Annotated in this window: 19 protein-coding genes; all 19 read right to left on the bottom strand. The window is 47.1% G+C overall.

Annotated elements, in window-relative coordinates; all coding sequences use genetic code 11:
* Positions 1-3 precede the first annotated feature (3 nt).
* Positions 4-762 (bottom strand): adenosylcobinamide-GDP ribazoletransferase, encoded by a 759-nt coding sequence (locus EUBC25_RS10770; protein ID WP_230105485.1) that lies wholly within the window; start codon positions 760-762, stop codon positions 4-6.
* Positions 759-1,310 carry a bifunctional adenosylcobinamide kinase/adenosylcobinamide-phosphate guanylyltransferase gene (locus EUBC25_RS10765; RefSeq protein WP_230105484.1) on the bottom strand — a complete coding sequence of 184 codons (552 nt, stop codon included), beginning with the start codon at positions 1,308-1,310 and terminating at the stop codon, positions 759-761. The genes EUBC25_RS10770 and EUBC25_RS10765 overlap by 4 nt, the downstream gene beginning before the upstream one ends.
* 21 nt (positions 1,311-1,331) lie before the next feature.
* Positions 1,332-2,384 (bottom strand): nicotinate-nucleotide--dimethylbenzimidazole phosphoribosyltransferase, encoded by a 1,053-nt coding sequence (gene cobT / locus EUBC25_RS10760; RefSeq protein ID WP_230105483.1) that lies wholly within the window; start codon positions 2,382-2,384, stop codon positions 1,332-1,334.
* Complete coding sequence (locus tag EUBC25_RS10755; RefSeq protein WP_230105482.1) at positions 2,353-3,771, bottom strand: cobyrinate a,c-diamide synthase; 1,419 nt, start codon at positions 3,769-3,771, stop codon at positions 2,353-2,355. Before EUBC25_RS10755 ends, cobT begins: the two co-directional genes overlap by 32 nt.
* Complete coding sequence (gene cobK, locus EUBC25_RS10750) at positions 3,768-5,768, bottom strand: precorrin-6A reductase (protein WP_230105481.1); 2,001 nt, start codon at positions 5,766-5,768, stop codon at positions 3,768-3,770. The genes EUBC25_RS10755 and cobK overlap by 4 nt, the downstream gene beginning before the upstream one ends.
* A complete protein-coding gene (gene cobJ / locus EUBC25_RS10745) occupies positions 5,761-6,444 on the bottom strand; it encodes a precorrin-3B C(17)-methyltransferase (RefSeq protein WP_416386682.1) in 684 nt (227 codons plus the stop codon). Before cobJ ends, cobK begins: the two co-directional genes overlap by 8 nt.
* Positions 6,445-6,448: 4 nt before the next feature.
* A complete protein-coding gene (locus EUBC25_RS10740) occupies positions 6,449-7,543 on the bottom strand; it encodes a cobalt-precorrin 5A hydrolase (RefSeq protein ID WP_230105479.1) in 1,095 nt (364 codons plus the stop codon).
* Entirely contained in the window at positions 7,540-8,325 is a 786-nt protein-coding gene (gene cobM / locus EUBC25_RS10735) for a precorrin-4 C(11)-methyltransferase (RefSeq protein ID WP_230105478.1), read from the bottom strand. Before cobM ends, EUBC25_RS10740 begins: the two co-directional genes overlap by 4 nt.
* Entirely contained in the window at positions 8,326-9,018 is a 693-nt protein-coding gene (cobI, locus tag EUBC25_RS10730; RefSeq protein ID WP_230105477.1) for a precorrin-2 C(20)-methyltransferase, read from the bottom strand.
* Between the two features lie 75 nt (positions 9,019-9,093).
* Positions 9,094-10,245 carry a cobalt-precorrin-5B (C(1))-methyltransferase CbiD gene (cbiD, locus tag EUBC25_RS10725; RefSeq protein WP_230105476.1) on the bottom strand — a complete coding sequence of 384 codons (1,152 nt, stop codon included), beginning with the start codon at positions 10,243-10,245 and terminating at the stop codon, positions 9,094-9,096.
* The gene (gene cobA / locus EUBC25_RS10720) at positions 10,242-11,756 is read right to left on the bottom strand and encodes a uroporphyrinogen-III C-methyltransferase (RefSeq protein WP_230105475.1); all 1,515 of its coding nucleotides are present in this window, start codon (positions 11,754-11,756) and stop codon (positions 10,242-10,244) included. The genes cbiD and cobA overlap by 4 nt, the downstream gene beginning before the upstream one ends.
* A complete protein-coding gene (gene hemC / locus EUBC25_RS10715; protein ID WP_230105474.1) occupies positions 11,753-12,652 on the bottom strand; it encodes a hydroxymethylbilane synthase in 900 nt (299 codons plus the stop codon). The genes cobA and hemC overlap by 4 nt, the downstream gene beginning before the upstream one ends.
* A gap of 47 nt (positions 12,653-12,699) precedes the next feature.
* Positions 12,700-13,161 (bottom strand): precorrin-2 dehydrogenase/sirohydrochlorin ferrochelatase family protein, encoded by a 462-nt coding sequence (locus EUBC25_RS10710; RefSeq protein WP_230105473.1) that lies wholly within the window; start codon positions 13,159-13,161, stop codon positions 12,700-12,702.
* A 43-nt stretch (positions 13,162-13,204) separates the two neighbouring features.
* Positions 13,205-13,438, bottom strand: coding sequence for a hypothetical protein (locus EUBC25_RS10705; RefSeq protein ID WP_230105472.1), 234 nt, complete (start codon positions 13,436-13,438; stop codon positions 13,205-13,207).
* Complete coding sequence (locus EUBC25_RS10700) at positions 13,419-13,580, bottom strand: hypothetical protein (protein ID WP_230105471.1); 162 nt, start codon at positions 13,578-13,580, stop codon at positions 13,419-13,421. The genes EUBC25_RS10705 and EUBC25_RS10700 overlap by 20 nt, the downstream gene beginning before the upstream one ends.
* Before the next feature lie 63 nt (positions 13,581-13,643).
* Positions 13,644-15,059 carry an aminopeptidase gene (locus EUBC25_RS10695; RefSeq protein WP_230105470.1) on the bottom strand — a complete coding sequence of 472 codons (1,416 nt, stop codon included), beginning with the start codon at positions 15,057-15,059 and terminating at the stop codon, positions 13,644-13,646.
* A 160-nt stretch (positions 15,060-15,219) separates the two neighbouring features.
* Positions 15,220-15,981, bottom strand: a complete 762-nt coding sequence (locus tag EUBC25_RS10690; RefSeq protein WP_230105469.1) for an REP-associated tyrosine transposase — start codon at positions 15,979-15,981, stop codon at positions 15,220-15,222.
* 103 nt (positions 15,982-16,084) lie between these two features.
* Complete coding sequence (locus EUBC25_RS10685; protein WP_230105468.1) at positions 16,085-17,284, bottom strand: glycine C-acetyltransferase; 1,200 nt, start codon at positions 17,282-17,284, stop codon at positions 16,085-16,087.
* A gap of 101 nt (positions 17,285-17,385) precedes the next feature.
* Positions 17,386-18,438 carry an L-threonine 3-dehydrogenase gene (tdh, locus tag EUBC25_RS10680; RefSeq protein WP_230107596.1) on the bottom strand — a complete coding sequence of 351 codons (1,053 nt, stop codon included), beginning with the start codon at positions 18,436-18,438 and terminating at the stop codon, positions 17,386-17,388.
* Positions 18,439-18,564 lie beyond the last annotated feature (126 nt).

Raw genomic sequence — 18,564 nt, 5'->3', positions numbered from 1 at the left:
GTACTATCCTGTCACCGCTGCCGCAAGAAGAAAGACCAGCTCTAAAAGCTGGACAAAATATCCTGCCAGGTCTCCGGTGATTCCTCCAAATTGTTTTTTACTTATGTAATAATACCAGACATAAACCGCTGCCGCCGCCAAAAGGCAGATCCATCCGCACCTTCCCCCGAACACAAGGAGCAAAGCCGCCGCGGCAAAAAGCAGCAGTCCAAGTATTGCTGCCCCCTTTTTCTTCTGTGCCTTTTGGGCAAACATGGTCACATAGGAGCCTGTCTTTTTTGCCTTGGGAAAGAAAATAACAGAAAGCCCGCTTAAGGCCCGGCTTATCACAAAGCCCACGCTGACACAGAAAAGCCCCTGCCCGGGCCGGATGCAGTTCCATGCTCCGTAAGAGAGCAGAAGATAAATCCCAAGTCCCATCACGGCAAAAGCTCCCACACGGCTGTCCTTCAGGATTTCCAGCTTCTTTTGGGAATCTCCCCAGGAAGAGAGCGCATCTTTTGTGTCCATATAGCCATCCATGTGGATCCCCCCGGAAATCCAGAGAGGAAGCGCAGTCAGAACGGCCGCCGACAGCTGCCGGGGAATAGCAAAAAAATCCGCCGCCCAGGCAGCCCCATACAGGATACCCCCGATGACAGCTCCCACCAGCGGGAAAAAGCACATGACATATTCCATAGAAGATTTCTCCCAGTCTGCCTGCGGCACCGGAATCTTGGAATACATACTAAAAGCGATCAGAAAGCTGCTTACATATTTCATACTGTCCCGTCCCCTTTCAGCTCCAAAGGCAGCTCTCCTTTCAACATAAGGGGAAGGCCGAATTTGACTTCAATGACCACATCTGCTTCTTTTGCCAGTTTCTGATTGACCCGCCCGGACTCCCGGACATATCGGCGCATTTCCGGGTCCATGGGAACCTCGGAAAAAGAATCCTGGGCAATCACGATCAGGTTCTCTACCTGGTCTTTGATATGCCGAATCCCCTTCATGATGTAATCCGACACCGGCTCTTCCTTCTGTGCTTTTGGGGAATACATTTCATTTGCCAGAAGATTGGTCATACATTCTAACAGTACCAGTTTCTGTCCGCTTACATCCAGCGTTTCCAGGGCAAGCCCCTGCTCAACAGTTGTAAAATGCTTTCCTTTCCGCATGGTTTTGTGATCTTCAATTCGTTTTTCCATTTCTTCATCAATATCCTGCAGGGTGGCAAGATAAATTTTTTCTCCCGGACAAAGTTTCACCGCAAGATCTTCCGCATACTCGGACTTGCCGCTTCCGCTTCCTCCAAATATCATGTAAAGCATTGCTTCCTCCTTTAAAGCGCGTTAAAGAGGCTGATAGGCCTCGATCTGAATCCCGTCAAAATCCGGCATATGCCGGTACACTTCCAGCGTCATATCCAAAAGGGGCATAAGAGCAACTGCGCCGGTCCCTTCTCCCAGCTTCATACCGCAGTGAAGGAAGGGTTCCTTTCCAAGTTCTTTTAAAACCAGACTCATTCCCCCTTCTCCGGATAAATGGGAAGGAAGAATATAATCGGAAACCTTTGGCTCGATCCGGCAGGCAACAAGAGCCGCCGCTGCGGAAATGAATCCGTCCATCACTACAGGGATCCGGTACATGGCTCCTCCAAGGAACACTCCGGCAAGGCCTCCGATATCCAGTCCTCCCACTTTGGCAAGCACATCCAGCGGATCTTGGGGATCCGGCCGGTTCCTTTGGATAGCTGTCCGTATCACCTGCTGCTTTCGAAGAAGCCCCTCATCGGAAAGTCCTGCCCCTTTTCCTGTCACTTCCTTCGGATCCTTGCCGAGGAGCACCGAAACCACCGCGCTGCTTGTGGTGGTGTTGCCGATTCCCATCTCACCGGTCAGAAGGATCTGATACCCCAGTTCCCGGCAGCGCCAAGCTGCGCGGATTCCTGCATGGATGGCTTCCTGGGCTTCCTTCTTTGACATGGCAGGGCCTTTGGCCATATTCCGGGTTCCCCAGGCTACTTTATCTTCATAGACTTTTGTCTTTGTCTGTACGCCGATATCAATGGGGAAAACGTCCACACCGGCCCGCCTGCTCATCAGGCAGGCGGAAGTCTTTCCTTCTGCAAAATTATCTGTCACCACTGCCGTTACGCTGCTGTCTGTCTGGGAGACCCCCTCTTCCACTACTCCGTTGTCAGCGCACATGACAATCAACGCTTTTTTATCTATAGAAACTTTTTCATTTCCTGTAATGCCCGCAATCTGTATGATGGCATCTTCCAGCCTTCCAAGTCCGTACAAAGGTTTTGCAATCTGCATCCATCGCCTTTGACACCGCTCCATGGAAGCTTGATCTAATCCCGTCACTTTAAAACTGTTGTTTTCTTCTGTTTTTTCCATATTCTTCTGCCTTTCTTACAAATCGTCCGGCAAAATCCGGCATAGAATAGAGATAGAGATGGGGAAATCCGGCATAGAATGACTCTCCTGTCACGCCGCACTCCCAATTCCGGCCGGTAATGGGTTTGCATGCCTGGAATGCGTCCCCATTTGCATCTGTATCCATATAGTGAAACTCATGTCCCCGGATAATCTCTTTTTCTTTTGCAAACGCTCCGTCTTTTTGGGCTGTCAGTGACACATAGCCAAATCTGGACAGTCTCCCTTTATAAAAACTTTTCCCCGGCAGGAATCCTGCCATTTTGTAATGTCTTCCTTCGGGATCTTCCATTTCCTCCTGAAGATAGAGAAATCCTCCGCACTCTGCCATACACGGCATTCCAGAGGAAAGTGCCTGCTTCACTGACTGACGCATAGGAAGATTTTCCTCCAGATGAGCGCCGTAAAGCTCAGGATAGCCGCCTCCAAGGAGAAGGGCATCCGCTTCCCTGGGAATTTCCCTGTCATTTAAGGGGGAAAATTCCAAAAGCTGTGCCCCAAGCTTTTCAAGAAGCCTTAGGTTATCTTTATAATAGAAGGAAAAGGCCGCATCTTTTGCCACAGCAATCACAGGCGGCTTTTGGGAATCCTTTTGGAGCATCTTTTGAGGAATCTCCTTTACAGGGATATATAATTCCCCTTCCTCCATATCCGGAGCTGTTGCAGCGATCTTTTCCAGAAGGGGAAGATCAAGAGAAATCCGGCACTGCTTTTCCAGCTTTTCAAGCTTCTCCTTCCACTTCCCGATCTCACCCGGCATAACAAGCCCCAAATGGCGGCTTTCCAGGTCCATATCTTCCATTTTAGGCAGATAGCCGCAGACCGGAATGCCAAGCTCTTCTTCTGTCAATTGTTTCATCCCTTCATAGCGGGACGGAGACAATTGATTAAAGATCACCCCCCGGATCAGGCTGTCCCGCCGAAATTCCCGGAATCCTTTCAAAAGCGCCATGACAGAAACGCTTGTCTTTGCGGCATCAACTACCAGTATAACAGGAGCTTCCAGCGTCCTTGCCACATCGTAGGTACTGGCGGAAAGGGAAGTACCTGCCAGGCCGTCATAATATCCCATCACGCCCTCGATCACAGAAAGATCTGCATATTTTGCATCCTCCAGGAAAAGCTGTCTTACCAGTTCTTCCCCGGCAAAGAAAGTATCCAGATTTTTGGAGGCTGTCTCGATCACAGTTTCATGGAACATGGGATCAATATAATCCGGACCACATTTAAAGGCTGCCGGCTTTTTTCCTGCTGCCAGAAGAGAAGTTAAAATCCCACAGACAGCAAGCGTCTTTCCGCTCCCGCTCCCCGGCGCCGCTATGACAAGTCTGGGTGCCCGCCGTTTCATTCTCTCTTCTCTCCTTCCCTGTCTTGCTCTTTCCGTTTTTCAAAAGTAACGATATAGATGGGGTTCTGTCCGGTCATCATCTGATATCTTCCTACTTTTTTTCCCTGGGATACCTGGATCTGCATTATATCCGCTCCAAGCTTTGGATGACGTTTTATATATTCCGTGCATTCAGCAAGGGTATTCAGTGTGATAGCAGAAACTACGATTTTTACCTCTGGATTTTTGCTCCATATTGCTTCCAGAATGGACGTCAGATTTCCGCTACTTCCTCCTACAAAAGCAAGGTCCGGCGCCGGCAGCTGCTCCAATGCTTCAGGCGCCTCTCCGTGAACGGCCTGAATATTGGATACATGAAAATGCCTTTTGTTCTTGTGTATAAGAGCAATTCCTTCAATCTTCTTCTCAATGGCGAAAACCATACCGTCTATGGATTTCTTTGCAAGGGCAATGGACACGGATCCGGTTCCTGCGCCTACATCGTAAATAACTGCGTCCTTTTGGGGATTCATTTTTGCAAGGATCACGCTTCGGATCCCGCTTTTTGTCATAGGAATCTTTCCCCGGATAAAATCGCCATCCTCCGTCTCCTGCGGTGCCTCTCCCACAAGTCTTTCCGGAATCTCCACATACATCACACTGAGCCCGTCCCAGATTTTTTCTTTTTCAGACAGGCGTTTGGCTGTACCTGATATGAGATTTTCCTTGGGATAGGACAGTCTGCTTCCCACATAGACAGACGCAGATCCGTATCCGTACCGGCAAAGTCTTCTTAACACGGTTTCAATCTCTTTCCCGCTGCTTACCAGAAGAAAGATCCGGCCGTATTCTCTTAAATAATCCACATAATTACAGTTTCGTCCGTGAATGCTGAGCAAAGGAGTATGTTCCACTCCCTTTCCAATGCGGGCCGCCATACAGGAAATAGATGAAATTCCCGGAATGACTGACATCTCATATTCCTTCAATGTCTCTTTCAGCTTTGCCGCTCCGCTGTAAAAGCTGACATCGCCGGAAAGCAGAATGACAATCTGCCGGTATCTGGAATTGATCCTTAAAAATTCTTCTATCTTGTCTGCGCGGTACTCTTCATATCTCTCTGCCGCGATTCCTTCTGCCGCCTGCAGCATACGCTTGGCTCCGATCAGCACATCTGCCGATTTCATCGCCCGCTGTGCTGCTTTTGTCAATAAACTCTCATCCCCCGGACCCACTCCTACAAGGGTAATATGACGCGGACGGCGAAAGCCGTATTTTTCTGCAAGGATCTGAAACGCTTCATCCAAAGTAACTCCTTTTTCCAGGGGTCTTCCAATGACAACCGCCACTGCTCCCGCCTTTTTGGCAGCATGAAGCTTTTCTTCATATCCGCCGCTTCGGCCTGATTCCTTTGTCACCATATATTTTGCCTGCACATGGCGAAGAAGCTGTTCGTTCATTTCCTGGGAAAAAGGTCCCTGCATTGCGATGAGATGTTTCCCTTCAAATCCGTTTTCCACTGCTTTTTGCACTGCTTCTTTTGTGGAAAGCACGCGGAGAAAGCACCGGCTCTGATAATCGGGTATTTCCGTGTAAGGCGCAAGTTCCTTGCTTCCGGTGGTGATGAGGACATTTCCTTCCTTATCTTTCAGATAGTCCGCCGCCTCCCGGATATTCTTTACCCACACTGCATTGCCGTCCTTCACGGACCCTTCCCGCAGCACCCGCATATAAGAAATGCTCTCTTCCTGACACATTTTCTGTATATTTTTTGTCACTTCCATGGCAAAAGGATGGGTGGCGTCAATAACAAGCTCTGCCTGGCACCCGTAAGCCAGTTCCCGCATTCCCTCCACATCCAGTCTGCCGGCGAGAACGTGGATATTTTCCCCGTCCTCCACTTGCTCTTTTCCATACTCTGTCGCCGTAAGGACATATACTTTCGGTGCATGTCCCCGAAGAAATTCCGCTATTTTCCGCCCCTCTGTCGTTCCTGCAAAAATCATAATACTAGCCATTTTCATATCCCCTTGGTGTTATCATAGCTTCCTTTTTTCTGATGGTCTGTGAGTTTCCAATAAATACTGTTGTAAACATATCTGTCTGCGCTTCCATAAGCTGGGCAAGCGTGCATATCCTGTATGCCTCTCCTTCCCGTCCTATGTTGGACACATAGCCGCATACGGTATCGGGACTCTGGTATTCTCCAATGATGCGGCACGCTCTTTTCAGATAATCCTTCCTTTTGCGGCTGGAAGGATTATAGATACAGATTGCAAAGTCCGCCTCTGCCGCCGACCGCAGCCTTTTTTCAATCTTTTCCCACGGTGTGAGAAGATCGCTTAGGCTTATGACGGCAAAATCATGGATGAGGGGCGCTCCCAGTACAGCCGCCCCTGAAGAGGCCGCCGTCACTCCCGGAACCACTTCCACCTGGACGTCCGAATACTCTTCTTTCATGGCAAGGATCAGTCCCGCCATACCGTAGATCCCTGCATCTCCGCTGCAGATCATGGCTGTGGTCTGCCCCTGCTGTGCCTTTTCAAGCGCCATGCGGCATCTCTGGATTTCTTTTGTCATAGGAGTGGTCAGAAATTCCTTTCCGGGAAAATGCTCCTTTACCAGATCTACATAGACCGTATAACCTGCGATCACCTGGCTTGCTTCCAGCGCCTTTGCCGCCCGTATCGTCATATCTTCATAGTTTCCCGGCCCGATGCCTACTACATATAATTTCGTCAAATGCCACACTCCAATCTTTGGCCGCCACCGCAAGGGTCATGCCGTTTTCTGCTGTTTTTTCAAGAAGCAGCCTTCCGTTTTTGCTGCCCTGTATCGCTGCCCGCTCGCAGACATTTCCAATTCCTGTCACCTGGCGTACAAATCCGGATTCCCTGCTTACATTTTCTATCTGCTTAAGCTCCTCCTCCGGCCAGGTCTCAAATGGAATGTTCCACTGATCAGCCAGCTCAATAAATCCCTCTTCTTCTTCTTTCCTGTCAATACTTCCGATTTTTTCCACCTGTTCTTTTCTAAGGCCGAGAGACTTAAGGCTCCTGCAGAAAAAATCTTCCAGCTCTTTTGCCGGCTTTCCTTTTTTACACCCGGCTCCCAAAGTAAGATTAGCCGGGTAAAGATAAAGGATCTTCGCGCCGGACGACCCGCTTGTTTCCAGGTCCTTCCGCCCTTCGCCGTCCGGGCTTTGTACAACGGCAATTCCCAGGGGAAAATCCTTCAGCATCTCTTCCCTGGAACAGGACTCCAGTTCTTCCGGAAGTTCCCCTTCCACCGGGCACTCTGCATAAAATCCGATTTTCTCCCCTCTTAGTATAGCAGCAGAAATTTTTTTTGCCAGCACCCGGTTGGAAAAAAGCAGGGACTGCTTCTTCGCAAACACATCTACTGCAAATTTTCCCTGTACATCGGTCGCCGTTGTCAGCACCGGGAGGGAGCCCGTCTCCTCTGCCAGAAGAAGGGCAAGTTCATTGGCCCCACCCACATGGCCGGACAGGATCGGAATGGCAAAGGTTCCTTTCTCATCCATGACAACCACTGCCGGATCCTTCATTTTATCCTGAAGACAGGGGGCAATGAGACGGACTGCAATGCCGGCTGCTCCAATGAAAAGGATTTCTCCGGCTTTGTCCCAATAGTAAGATACCCAGTCTCCTCCGGAAGGTTTCTCAAGACAAACCGTATTCCTTCCCCGGCTGGTGAGAATCTCATCTACTGCCTGCATTTTTTCTTTTCCTTTGTCTGTGTAGCAGACAATAAGTGTCAAAGGCTTTTTCAATGTTCTTTCCTCATTTCTTTCTGCCCGTCTTTGCTCTTCCGATATTCGGTGTCAAAGGATGGATCATACAGCTTGGACCTTTCGTAATTCTTTTTTTCCAATATGCGTCCCACAATAATAAGGGCAGTCTTTTGGATCCCCTCTCTGGCTGCTGCCTCTTCCAAAGAATCCACGGTGCAGATCACTTTCTTTTCTTCCTCCCAGGTAGCTTTGTATACAATGGCTGCCGGTGTGTCCGGAGGATACCCTCCTGCCTGCAACTCTAAAGACAGTTTCCCCAAAAGCCCGGTGCTCAAGAACAATACCATGGTTGTCTGATGCTGTGCAAAAGAGCGGATACTCTCCCTCTCCGGCACAGGGGTACGTCCCGCCATCCTTGTGATAACAACACTCTGGGATATGGACGGCAGTGTGTATTCCAGCTGAAGGGCAGCTGCGGCTCCGCAAAATGAACTGACTCCGGGACATACTTCATAAGAAATGCCAAGCGCATCCAGCGCATCCATCTGTTCCTGAATGGCTCCGTACAGGCAGGGATCCCCGGTATGCAGCCGCACCGTCGTTTTCCCTTCTTCTTCTGCTTTTTTCATAACATCCAGTACTTCTTCCAGTGTCATATAAGCACTGTTGAAAACCTGGCACTCTTTTTTTCTGTCTGCCATCACCTGAGGATTTACCAAAGATCCGGCGTAAATAATAACATCCGCCTCATCTACTTTCCGTTTCCCCTTTACTGTAATAAGATCCGGATCCCCAGGGCCTGCGCCCACAAAATAAACCATCTATTGTCCTCCTGCGTCTTTTACTACCATAATAGAATAATAACTTAAATCATCTGGAATTTCATCCAAAGAACGGTAAATTTTCTCTCCATCCATTTTGCATCGCTCCACAGCCTGCCCTTTCTGCCCATTCTCCTTCAGGTAGTCTCTCACCCTGGCAGCTTCTTTTCCCGCTTTCATTAATACCTTGGTACCTGAAAGAGAGATTCCTTCTGCGATCGGATAAGATGCAGGAATGAGATGGAGCATCTGATCTTTTTCCACAAGCCCCTCATCCAAAGCTGCCGATACTGCCAGAAAAGAAGGAATCCCATTGATCAGTTTTGCCGGATATCCTGCTGCCTCTACCTTTCTATGGACATAAAGATAGGTGGAATAAATGCAGGGATCTCCCAGCGTAAGATAAGCCGCTGTCTTTCCCTGTTCCAAAACTGCAAGGATCCTCTTTGCCGCATCTTCATGGGCCTTCTTCCTTGCTTCCTCATCTTTTGTCATCGGCATATAAAGCCCTTCCGTCTTCTTTAAGGCAAGTTCCGGTACCGCTCCTGCTGCGATCTGATAGGCGGTTGTCTCTTCCGGCACTTTTCCGGGTGCAAAGATCACATCGCTCTCCCTTATGATACGGACAGCCTGAAGGGTCAAAAGTTCCGGATCCCCAGGGCCGACGCCTACTCCATACAACGTTCCTTTCATATGATTCCCTTTCTTTTTGTATATTTTTTTATTTCTATAGAGCTTTTATTATTTATTTTATTGATATATACAATATCAATTCCGCTGCTGGCAATGGAACTTATATTCCTCGATCAGCTCCAAAGCGTCCTCTGTCATTCCAAGCATTCCGAAGGTATTGGAAAATACGATTGCTCCGGTCTTTATCTCTCCGCCGGACCGCATGTTAAGATACGTATGGATCTTCTGCATCAAAACCTCTATTATCTTCTCCCTTTTTTCTCCATCCAGCATCTGCAGTGCATCCTCTGTTGTGTTGCAGCCAAGAAGCGACAGGGCAGCCGCTTCTCCCAGACCTGCCCGAAGAGCTGCAGCACTTAAAATCTCCATCCGGCAGTCTGCATATCTGGAATGCGTATTCATAATGCCTCCGGCAACCTTTACAAATTTACCGATATGAGAAATAAAAAGCAGCCCCTTTGCGCCATGTTTTACTGCGAGATCTATGGTATCTCCCACATAATTGCTGCACTTGACAGCCTCCTCTTTCTGGATCTGCCATTTCTCTTCCAGGAAATCCAGCCCATAATTGCCGGGCGCTGCCATAATAATTTCTCTTTTTGCGGCAAGCTTTACTTTGATCTCCACCTCAATGGTGTCAATAAGGGCCTGCTCACTCATAGGTTCCACAATGCCGCTTGTTCCAAGCACAGACAGCCCTCCTTCTATCCCAATACGGGGGTTAAAGGTCTTTTCTGCCAGCTTTTGTCCTCCCGGTATCTCAATGACTACCTTCAGTCCTCCGGTATAACCTGAGATGTCCCGCACTTCCCGGACTTCTTTTTCTATCATTTTTCTTGGGACCGTGTTGATGGCCGCACTGCCTACCGGCTGATCCAGACCGGGCTTTGTCACTCTTCCCACTCCTTCTCCGCCGTCTATGATGATATGATCTCCTTCTTCCATAGAGACTGTGCTGTAAATCACAACTCCGTTCGTAATATCCGGGTCGTCTCCGCTGTACTTTCTGATGCCGCACCTGACAGAGTTCACATTTCCCCGGTCATCATATCTTACCGGCCTGCATTCTTCCACAGGAAGTTCCAGGCTCCATCCGGCAGGAATCCATACTTTGATCCGTTCCCTCTTTCTGCCTGTAAGCAAATATTCTGCTGCTGCCCTTGAAGCTGCCTGTGCGCAGGTTCCTGTAGTCCAGCCTTTTTTTAACTCCTTTTTCTGCCTGCTCATTGCTTCTCCATTTCTTCTGCCAATAAAACAAGGGACTCTACGTCCGCCCTCCTAGCTGTATAGGTAACCATCCCGGCTTTCCTTGCTTCTTCTTCTGTCTTTTCTCCGATACAAAGCGCCGTCACCCTGCCAAAATCCAGCTCCGGCGCGGCATGGACAAATCCGCGGACAGTAGAAGCACTGGTGAAGACAGCATAATCACTGATCCCTTCTCCAAACTCTTTTTCCAGATCAACAAAGGGCCGGGACTCATAACAGGTATCATACAGCGGTATGTCCGCCGTCTGTATGCCTGCTCTCTCCAGGATTTCCGTAAGTTCCCGGCTTCCCATCCTGGCTCTGGGAAGAAGAATTTTTTCCTTCTTTCCCACTTGCAGCGCCAATTCCTCCGCCAGATGTCTGCTGTCGTATACTTCGGGCATCAAATCCGGGGAAAATCCCCACTCCCGCATTTTCTCCGCTGTTCCCTGCCCTATCACTGCAAATTTAAGATGAGACAGCTTTCGGTTGTCTATCGAATGCTTTTTCAGATAGTCTCTGAAAATCTGTACCCCTGTAGGGCTGGTAAATACCAGCCAGCTATAATCTACAATCTTCTCCAGCGCTTCATCCAAAGCAGGATTTTCTTCTATGGGGACAATGCGGATTGTAGGAGCTTCCAAGACTTCCGCCCCCTTTTCCCTAAGGAGGGCTGACAGCTTGTCCTTTTGCTCTCTTGGCCTTGTCACCACAAATTTCTTTCCTGCCAGCGGGCGTTTGTCATACCACTCCATTTGGTCTTCTCCGGCAGCCTGCCCTACAAGAATGATGGCTGGGGACTGTACCTTCTCTTCCAATGCTTTCCGGGCAATGTCTGCAATGGTTCCTTTGATTTTCCGCTGCCTTGCCGTTGTCCCTCTCTCCAGGACAGCAGCCGGTGTCTCTGGAGGCATACTGCTCTTTAACAAACCTTCTGCCACATCCTTTACCGTGTGCACCCCCATCAGGAATACCAGAGTTCCGCCTCCTTTTACCAGGGCGTCGTAAGAAATATCCGGAAAACTTCCGTCCTTTTTGTGGGCAGTGACAACGTGAAAGGATGACGCCATATCCCGGTGGGTCACAGGGATACCAAGATAGGCCGGCACAGAAACAGCAGAAGTGATTCCGGGGACAATCTCAAATGCGATCCCCTGAGCGTTTAAATATTCCGCCTCCTCTGCACCTCTCCCGAATACAAGGGGATCCCCTCCTTTAAGGCGCACGATCCTCCCTCCTTTTTCTGCCTCTGCAGCAAGAATTTTATTGATCTCTTCCTGGGGGATCGGATGAAATCCCGACCGTTTTCCCACATCTATATATTCTGCTTCACTGTTTCCATATGAAAGGACACTGCTTCCCACAAGTCGGTCATAGACAATAACATCCGCCTCTTCCAGCAGGCGTTTTCCTTTTACAGTGATCAGCTCGGCGTCAGAGGGGCCGGCCCCTACCAGATAGACAACTCCTTTTCCTTGTCTTCTCTGCTTCATTTTTCTGTCTCCTCATTTTTTAACTTTTCCGCAAGATCTGTCCCTATCCGGACAGCGTTTTGAACATCAGCCATTTCTTCCTTCGGCAGCGACTGCTGGCCCACTTTGAAGAATCCTGTTTCTTCATTATAATAAAGGCCCCTCAAAGTACAGATGCCGTTCCTGATCTCTCCATAAGCCGCCACGGGCGAAGAACAGCCTCCATTCAACCGCCGCACAAAGGACCGCTCCGCCACAGAAATCCACCGGGATTCCTTGTGATCGATTCCATCTGTAATGGATTTCAGGGACTTTTTCCCCTGCACGGCCAAAACTCCCTGTCCTGCAGAAGGAAGGATCTCCGTCACCTCAAAGTAACGGCTGATCCGGTTTTCCAGGCCTAATCTTTTCAGCCCCGCTGCCGCCAGCACCAAAGCGCCAAATTCTCCTTTATCCAATTTTTCCAACCGGGTCAATACATTTCCTCTTACGCTGGCTATTTCCAGTTCCGGATACATAGCATGCAATTGAATTTTCCTTCTCAGACTGGAACATCCAGCCGGTTTTTTAACATCCCATTTTTCCACTCCCTTTGGGAGCACCAACACATCTCTTGGATCTTCACGCTCTGAAAATGCCAGAATGGGATACTCTTTCGTCTCCTCCATCGGCATATCTTTCAGACTATGTACTGCCAGATCGATCTTCCCTTCCTGAAGAGCTGCCTCCAGCTCTTTCATAAAAAGACCTTTCCCTCCGATTTTATCCAGCGTCTTATTAAGAATGCGATCCCCTGTCGTCTTCATCGTAACCAGTTCACATTCCAGCGCCGGATTGACGGTCTTTAATTCTTCTATAATAAGTTCTGCCTGCCGGATTGCCAGCCGGCTCATTCTGCTTCCTACCTTAAGTTTCATTCTCACACTCCCAGCTGTCTTCTGATACTGCGCTCCAAAACACTGCTCTATAATTCCCTTCGAACTTTCGCTGCAAGGTCAGCCACCGCCCGATGATCTGATCCGTCTCCTGCAATTCCGACCACAATGTTGTCCTTTGCTGCAATGGCCGGAAAATAAAAATCACAGTCCTCCCGGCACGACGCCGAATTTACCCAAATTCCTTTCTCCCTGCCAAGAGCTACGATGTTACGATTAAGGTCATTGTCATCCGAAGCAGCGATTATCATAAAATAGTCTGTAAGAATATCAGCAGGACGAAATTCCCGCTCCATCAGGTTTATTTTCCCCTCTCTGCGCAGACATTCGATTCTTTCTTTCTGATCACCCGGGACGCTTTTGGCAATGACTGTGATATCGGCTCCAAAATCCTGAAGGACTGATATTCTGCGAAGAGCCACTTTCCCTGCCCCGATAACCAGTACCTTTTTCTTCTCTACAGATATAAATAGCGGAAAATGTTTTTTCATTTTTCCTCCTTCATAAAGAAATCTCAAAGGGAATCTCCCGGATTTACTCTTCCATTTCCACAATAAGATAAAAGCCTTTTTCTGTCTCCTCGATTTTTCGGATGACGCCCTTTCGCGCTTTGATTCTTTCATTTGTCCGATAAATTCCGGACATGGCTACGGATGGTTCGACCAGATAGGTATACCGCCCTGTGCTGGGGCTTCTCTCGCTGATGACGACCTCCTGACCTTCTTCTACAAGGCCCTGCCTCTCCATTTTAAATCTTTCCTGCCTCACCTTTATCTGTCCTTTCTAATTTTCCTGTCCGTTCTGGTTTGCCTGTCTGCTCTACATTTTCTGCATACTCTGCTTTCTTCATTCTTTCAGGTGCAGACATTTTGAAAAGGCTAAATGAGAATACAGCCGTTCTGCCTCTCATCCAGCCTCCCTCTCTTCAATATTAACCTGGGACATCATGCCTGCTTGCCAACAGGCGGCGCTTTTACATTTCTTCTATAAATGCCATGTATCCTTTGTATGCCTCATACACATCCGCCTTGCTTGTGATCTCCCATGGTGCATGCATACAGAGAACCGCCACTCCGCTGTCGATCACTTCCATACCGTAATTTGCCATGATATAAGCAATTGTTCCACCGCCGCCGGCGTCAACCTTTCCAAGCTCCGCAAACTGGTATGCTACATTTCTTTTATCCATAGCCTGCCGGATCTGTGCCAGATATTCTGCGTTTGCATCATTTGACCCGCTCTTTCCGCGGCTTCCGGTAAATTTGTTGAACACCAGACCCTTGGCAAAAAATGCAGAACTTCTCTTTTCAAACACTTCCGCAAACATAGGATCATAAGCCGCACTGACATCCGATGAGAGCATTTTTGAATTTTGCAGAGCACGGCGTACTTTTAACTCTGATTCGCCTTCCGTAAGAGCCACAATCTCTGCCACTGTATTTTCAAAGAACCGGGAATGCATTCCGGTTGCACCTACACTTCCGATTTCCTCTTTGTCCACAAGAATACAGCATGCCGTTTTTTCAAGGTTCTCCACAGCCAGCATTGCAAAAAGTGAAGTAAAGGCACAAACCCTGTCATCCTGTCCATAGGCCATAATCATGCTGCGATCCAGGCCGCAGTCTCTTGCTCTGCCGGCTGGAACGATCTCAAGCTCTGCGGAGAAAAAGTCCTCTTCTTCTATATTATAGCTTTCTTTGAGAAGCTTCATGATCTGGCTTTTTACTGCATCCTTTGCAGCTGCTTTTTCTTCCTTATCTGCATCTTCTGTCTCATCTGCCTTCTCCGGACGGCTTCCGATCAAAAGATCCAGCTTTTCTCCTTCGATCACGATGTTAGCTTTCTTTTCCAACTGTTTTCCTGCCAGATGGACCAGAAGATCTGTGATGGCAAACACCGGATCATCGTCCTTTTCCCCGATGCGGATAGGAACCGTCGTTCCATCCTTTTTTACCACAACCCCGTGGAGAGCCAGCGGAAGAGTTACCCACTGGTATTTTTTAATACCGCCGTAGTAATGAGTATCCAGGTAGGCAAGTTCTTCATTTTCATATAATGGATTCTGCTTCACATCGATTCGCGGAGAATCAATGTGAGCGCCCAGAATATTCATACCCTCCTGAAGGGGCTTTCTTCCTATATGAAATAAAAGAATGCTCTTATCCATGCATACCGCATACACTTTATCCCCGGCTTTCAGCGGTTCCCCACTGCGGATCACATCCTTCAGATCTTTAAATCCCTTTTCCTGTGCCATACGGCGCGCCACTGCCACACATTCCCGCTCGGTCTTTCCCTCGTCGAGACAAGCTTTATACGAAGAATTGATTCTTTCAAGCCCCTCCATATCCTGAGCGGAATAGGTGAGCCATGCGTTATTTCTTTCCATAGATGTCACTCCTTCACTCTAAAATCAATACGTATATCATAACACATACCGGTTTTTTTGTACATGTAAGTTAATTGTACACGTAACATTTTTAAAAAGTGTTACGTCCCCATTTAATGTAAGTGGTGTGCATTTTTGCAAAATACCCTGCGTTTTTTTGTCATTTGCTCTTCATCTTTTTTCTTATTTTTGAATATATCTCCTGGGATTTACGACACGATACATCTAGTGTCTGCTGAATTTTTTTAAGATATTCTTCTCTGACCGCTTTTTCTTCAAAGACTTGAATACAGAAATCAAATTTGTTCTTTTCACACAATTCATGTGCCATCATTTCAGCTATGTCAATTCTCTGCTGCTCTATTTCTTCCTTAACATCCTCAAACACTTCATATTTTCTTCCTTGATGGAAAGCTTCAAAAATATGAAATTCTCCGAACCGGCTTCTTATAAACCTTACCGCCTCTTCATGTATCAGCATTTTCTCCTCTGCAAAATATTCTTTTATACTGCTGTATTTATAATCTGCGGCCTTTTTTGCCATACCTGCTTTTACCGGATTCATATGAATATATCTAAGACAATTCCAGAAATAATCCTCATCCTCAATACACTCACTGGTAAATCTGTTTTGAAACACATGTCCGTTTCTGTCATGTTTGTAATTGTAATAATTTGCGTATTCAGCCAAGACCCTGGCCATAAAAAATGATAATTCCTGAATTTCCGCCCATATCATAATATGAGCATGATTAGACATAATACAATATGCATAGATCTTTACATCATAATTTTTCAGATGCTTTCTAATAATTGATCTAAAATACTTCTTTTCCCGCGTTTGACTAAAATTTCTTTCCCGTGCAATCCCTTTTACAACAACGTGATAGAAACCGGTACTACTCTCTTTTCTTCTTCGCAAAATATCCCTTCCTTCATTTTTGCACAGGGTATTTTGCAAAAATACACACCACTTTTTCTAATTTGGGACGTAACACTTTTGAAAAGTGTTACGTCCCAAATTATTATTTCAATCCCATTTCCTCTCTTACTTCTTTGAAGCATTTTACGATGAAATCGATATCTTCTTTTGTGTGGCTTGCGCATACCTGGGTACGGATTCTTGCTTTTCCCTTTGGTACTACCGGATAGGAGAATGCCACTACATAAACTCCCTTGTCCATCATGCGTTTTGCGAATTCTGCCGCTGTTTTCTCATCATACAGCATTACCGGTACGCAAGGATGAGTTCCCGGAATAATATCAAATCCGTTCTCTACAAGAAGATTTCTGTAATATGCTGTTACTTCTTCCAGATGATCTCTAAGCTCTGTGCTCTCATCAAGCATATCAAACAGCTCAATACTTGCTCCAGCAATCGCCGGTGCCAGTGAGTTGGAGAACAGATACGGGCGGCTTCTCTGACGAAGCAGATCAATAATCTCTTTGCGTCCGGATGTGTATCCGCCGGATGCTCCTCCAAGTGCTTTTCCAAGTGTTCCTGTGATGATGTCTACACGTCCCTGTACACCACAGTATTCCGGAGTTCCGCGTCCTGTCTTTCCGACAAATCCTACTGCATGGCTGTCATCAACCATAACAAGTGCATTGTATTTATCTGCCAGATCACATACTCCCTGCAGGTTACAGATAATACCGTCCATGGAAAATACTCCGTCTGTTGCAATCAGCTTAATTCTTGCTCCAGCTTCGTCCGCTTCCTTAAGTTTTGCTTCCAGATCTTCCATATCATTGTTTTTATAACGGAATCTTTTTGCCTTACACAGACGAACACCGTCGATAATGGATGCATGGTTCAGCTCGTCGCTGATCACCGCATCATCTGCTGTAAGGATTGTCTCAAAGAGTCCTCCGTTTGCATCAAAACAGGAAGAATAAAGAATCGTATCATCTGTTCCCAGGAAATCTGAAATCTTTTTCTCCAGTTTTTTGTGGATATCCTGTGTTCCGCAGATAAAACGAACAGAGGCAACCCCGTATCCTTTTTCATCGTATGTTCTCTTTGCAGCCTCGATCAGTCTCGGATTATCTCCCAGTCCAAGATAGTTGTTGGCACACATACACAAAAGTTCTCTTCCGTCTTCCATTTTTACTTTTGCGCCCTGCGGAGAAACAAAGGGAGCCTCACCTTTAAAGAGCCCTGCCTCTTTGATTCCTTCCACTTCTTTTGCATAAATACTTAAAATATCGTCTTTACGTGCCATTTTGCTTTTTCCGCTCCTTTTCTTTTTCTGTTTTCATCACATATTTTGTATAGCGCTTTGCTCCGCACTATATTCTGTCAGACGATCTGACTGTTTTCCCTCTAGTCATTAATGTGTGACCAATCCAGGATAACCTTTCCTGATTCTCCGGAGATCATTGCCTCAAATCCTTTTGCAAAGTCCTTGATGTCAAAGTGATGTGTGATAATGCCGGAAATATCCAATCCTGCCTGCAGCATAGTGGACATCTTGTACCATGTATCCCACACTTTTCTTCCATAAATACCGCGCAGATTCAGTCCGTTGAAGATTACTGTCTCCAGATCCACCTTGGCGTCTGTTCTCTGCAGTCCGAGAAGCGCGATCTTTCCTCCGTGCTTCATATTGTGGATCATGTCGTGAAGAGCAACCTGTGAACCGGACATTTCAAGACCTACATCAAATCCCTCTGTCATACCGATCTCTTTCATCACATCCGGAAGTTTCTCTTTTCCGAGATTTACTACTCTTGTAGCGCCCAGCTTCTTAGCCAGATCAAGACGATACTCATTAAAGTCTGTCACTACAACATGTCTTGCGCCTGAAAATTTCACGATAGCTGCTGCCATAATACCAATGGGGCCTGCTCCTGCGATCAGAACATCTTCGCCCAATACATCGTAGGAAAGAGCTGTATGGGTTGCATTTCCAAATGGATCAAAAATCGCATACATTTCTTCCGGGATATTAGGATTGCATGGCCATACATTAGAAGATGGGATTACCAGATACTCCGCAAAAGCGCCATTTCTGTTTACCCCCACACCTTTGGCATCTTTACAGTTCTCTTTGTGTCCTTCCAGACAGTTACGGCATTTTCCACAGGTAATGTGTCCTTCACCAGATACAAGATCTCCTATTTGAAAGCCCTTCACTCCTGTACCTACTTCTACAATTTCCCCTACATATTCATGACCTGCTGTCAGACCGATCGGAATTGTATGCTGTGCCCAGTCATTCCACTGCCAGATATGTACATCTGTTCCACAAATTGCTGTTTTGTGAATCTTAATCTTAACATCATTCGGTCCTACCTCGGGAATCGGAACACGCTTCATCCACAGCCCTTCTTCCGGCTTCTCTTTTACGAGAGCCCACATCATTCCATCATTCATTTTTTCTCCCATGATATACCTACCTCCAATTTCCTGTCTCTTGACAGATTTCTTTTTTTATTATATCACTCGCTTGTTTTTCCTACAATTGGCTTTTTACACTTTTTACAGAATTTATTCTACTTT

The sequence above is a fragment of the Claveliimonas bilis genome (assembly GCF_020892095.1).
Taxonomy (GTDB): Bacteria; Bacillota; Clostridia; order Lachnospirales; family Lachnospiraceae; genus Claveliimonas; species Claveliimonas bilis.
Note: the sequence above shows the minus strand (reverse complement) of the source record. Positions and strands in the feature narration are given on the sequence as shown.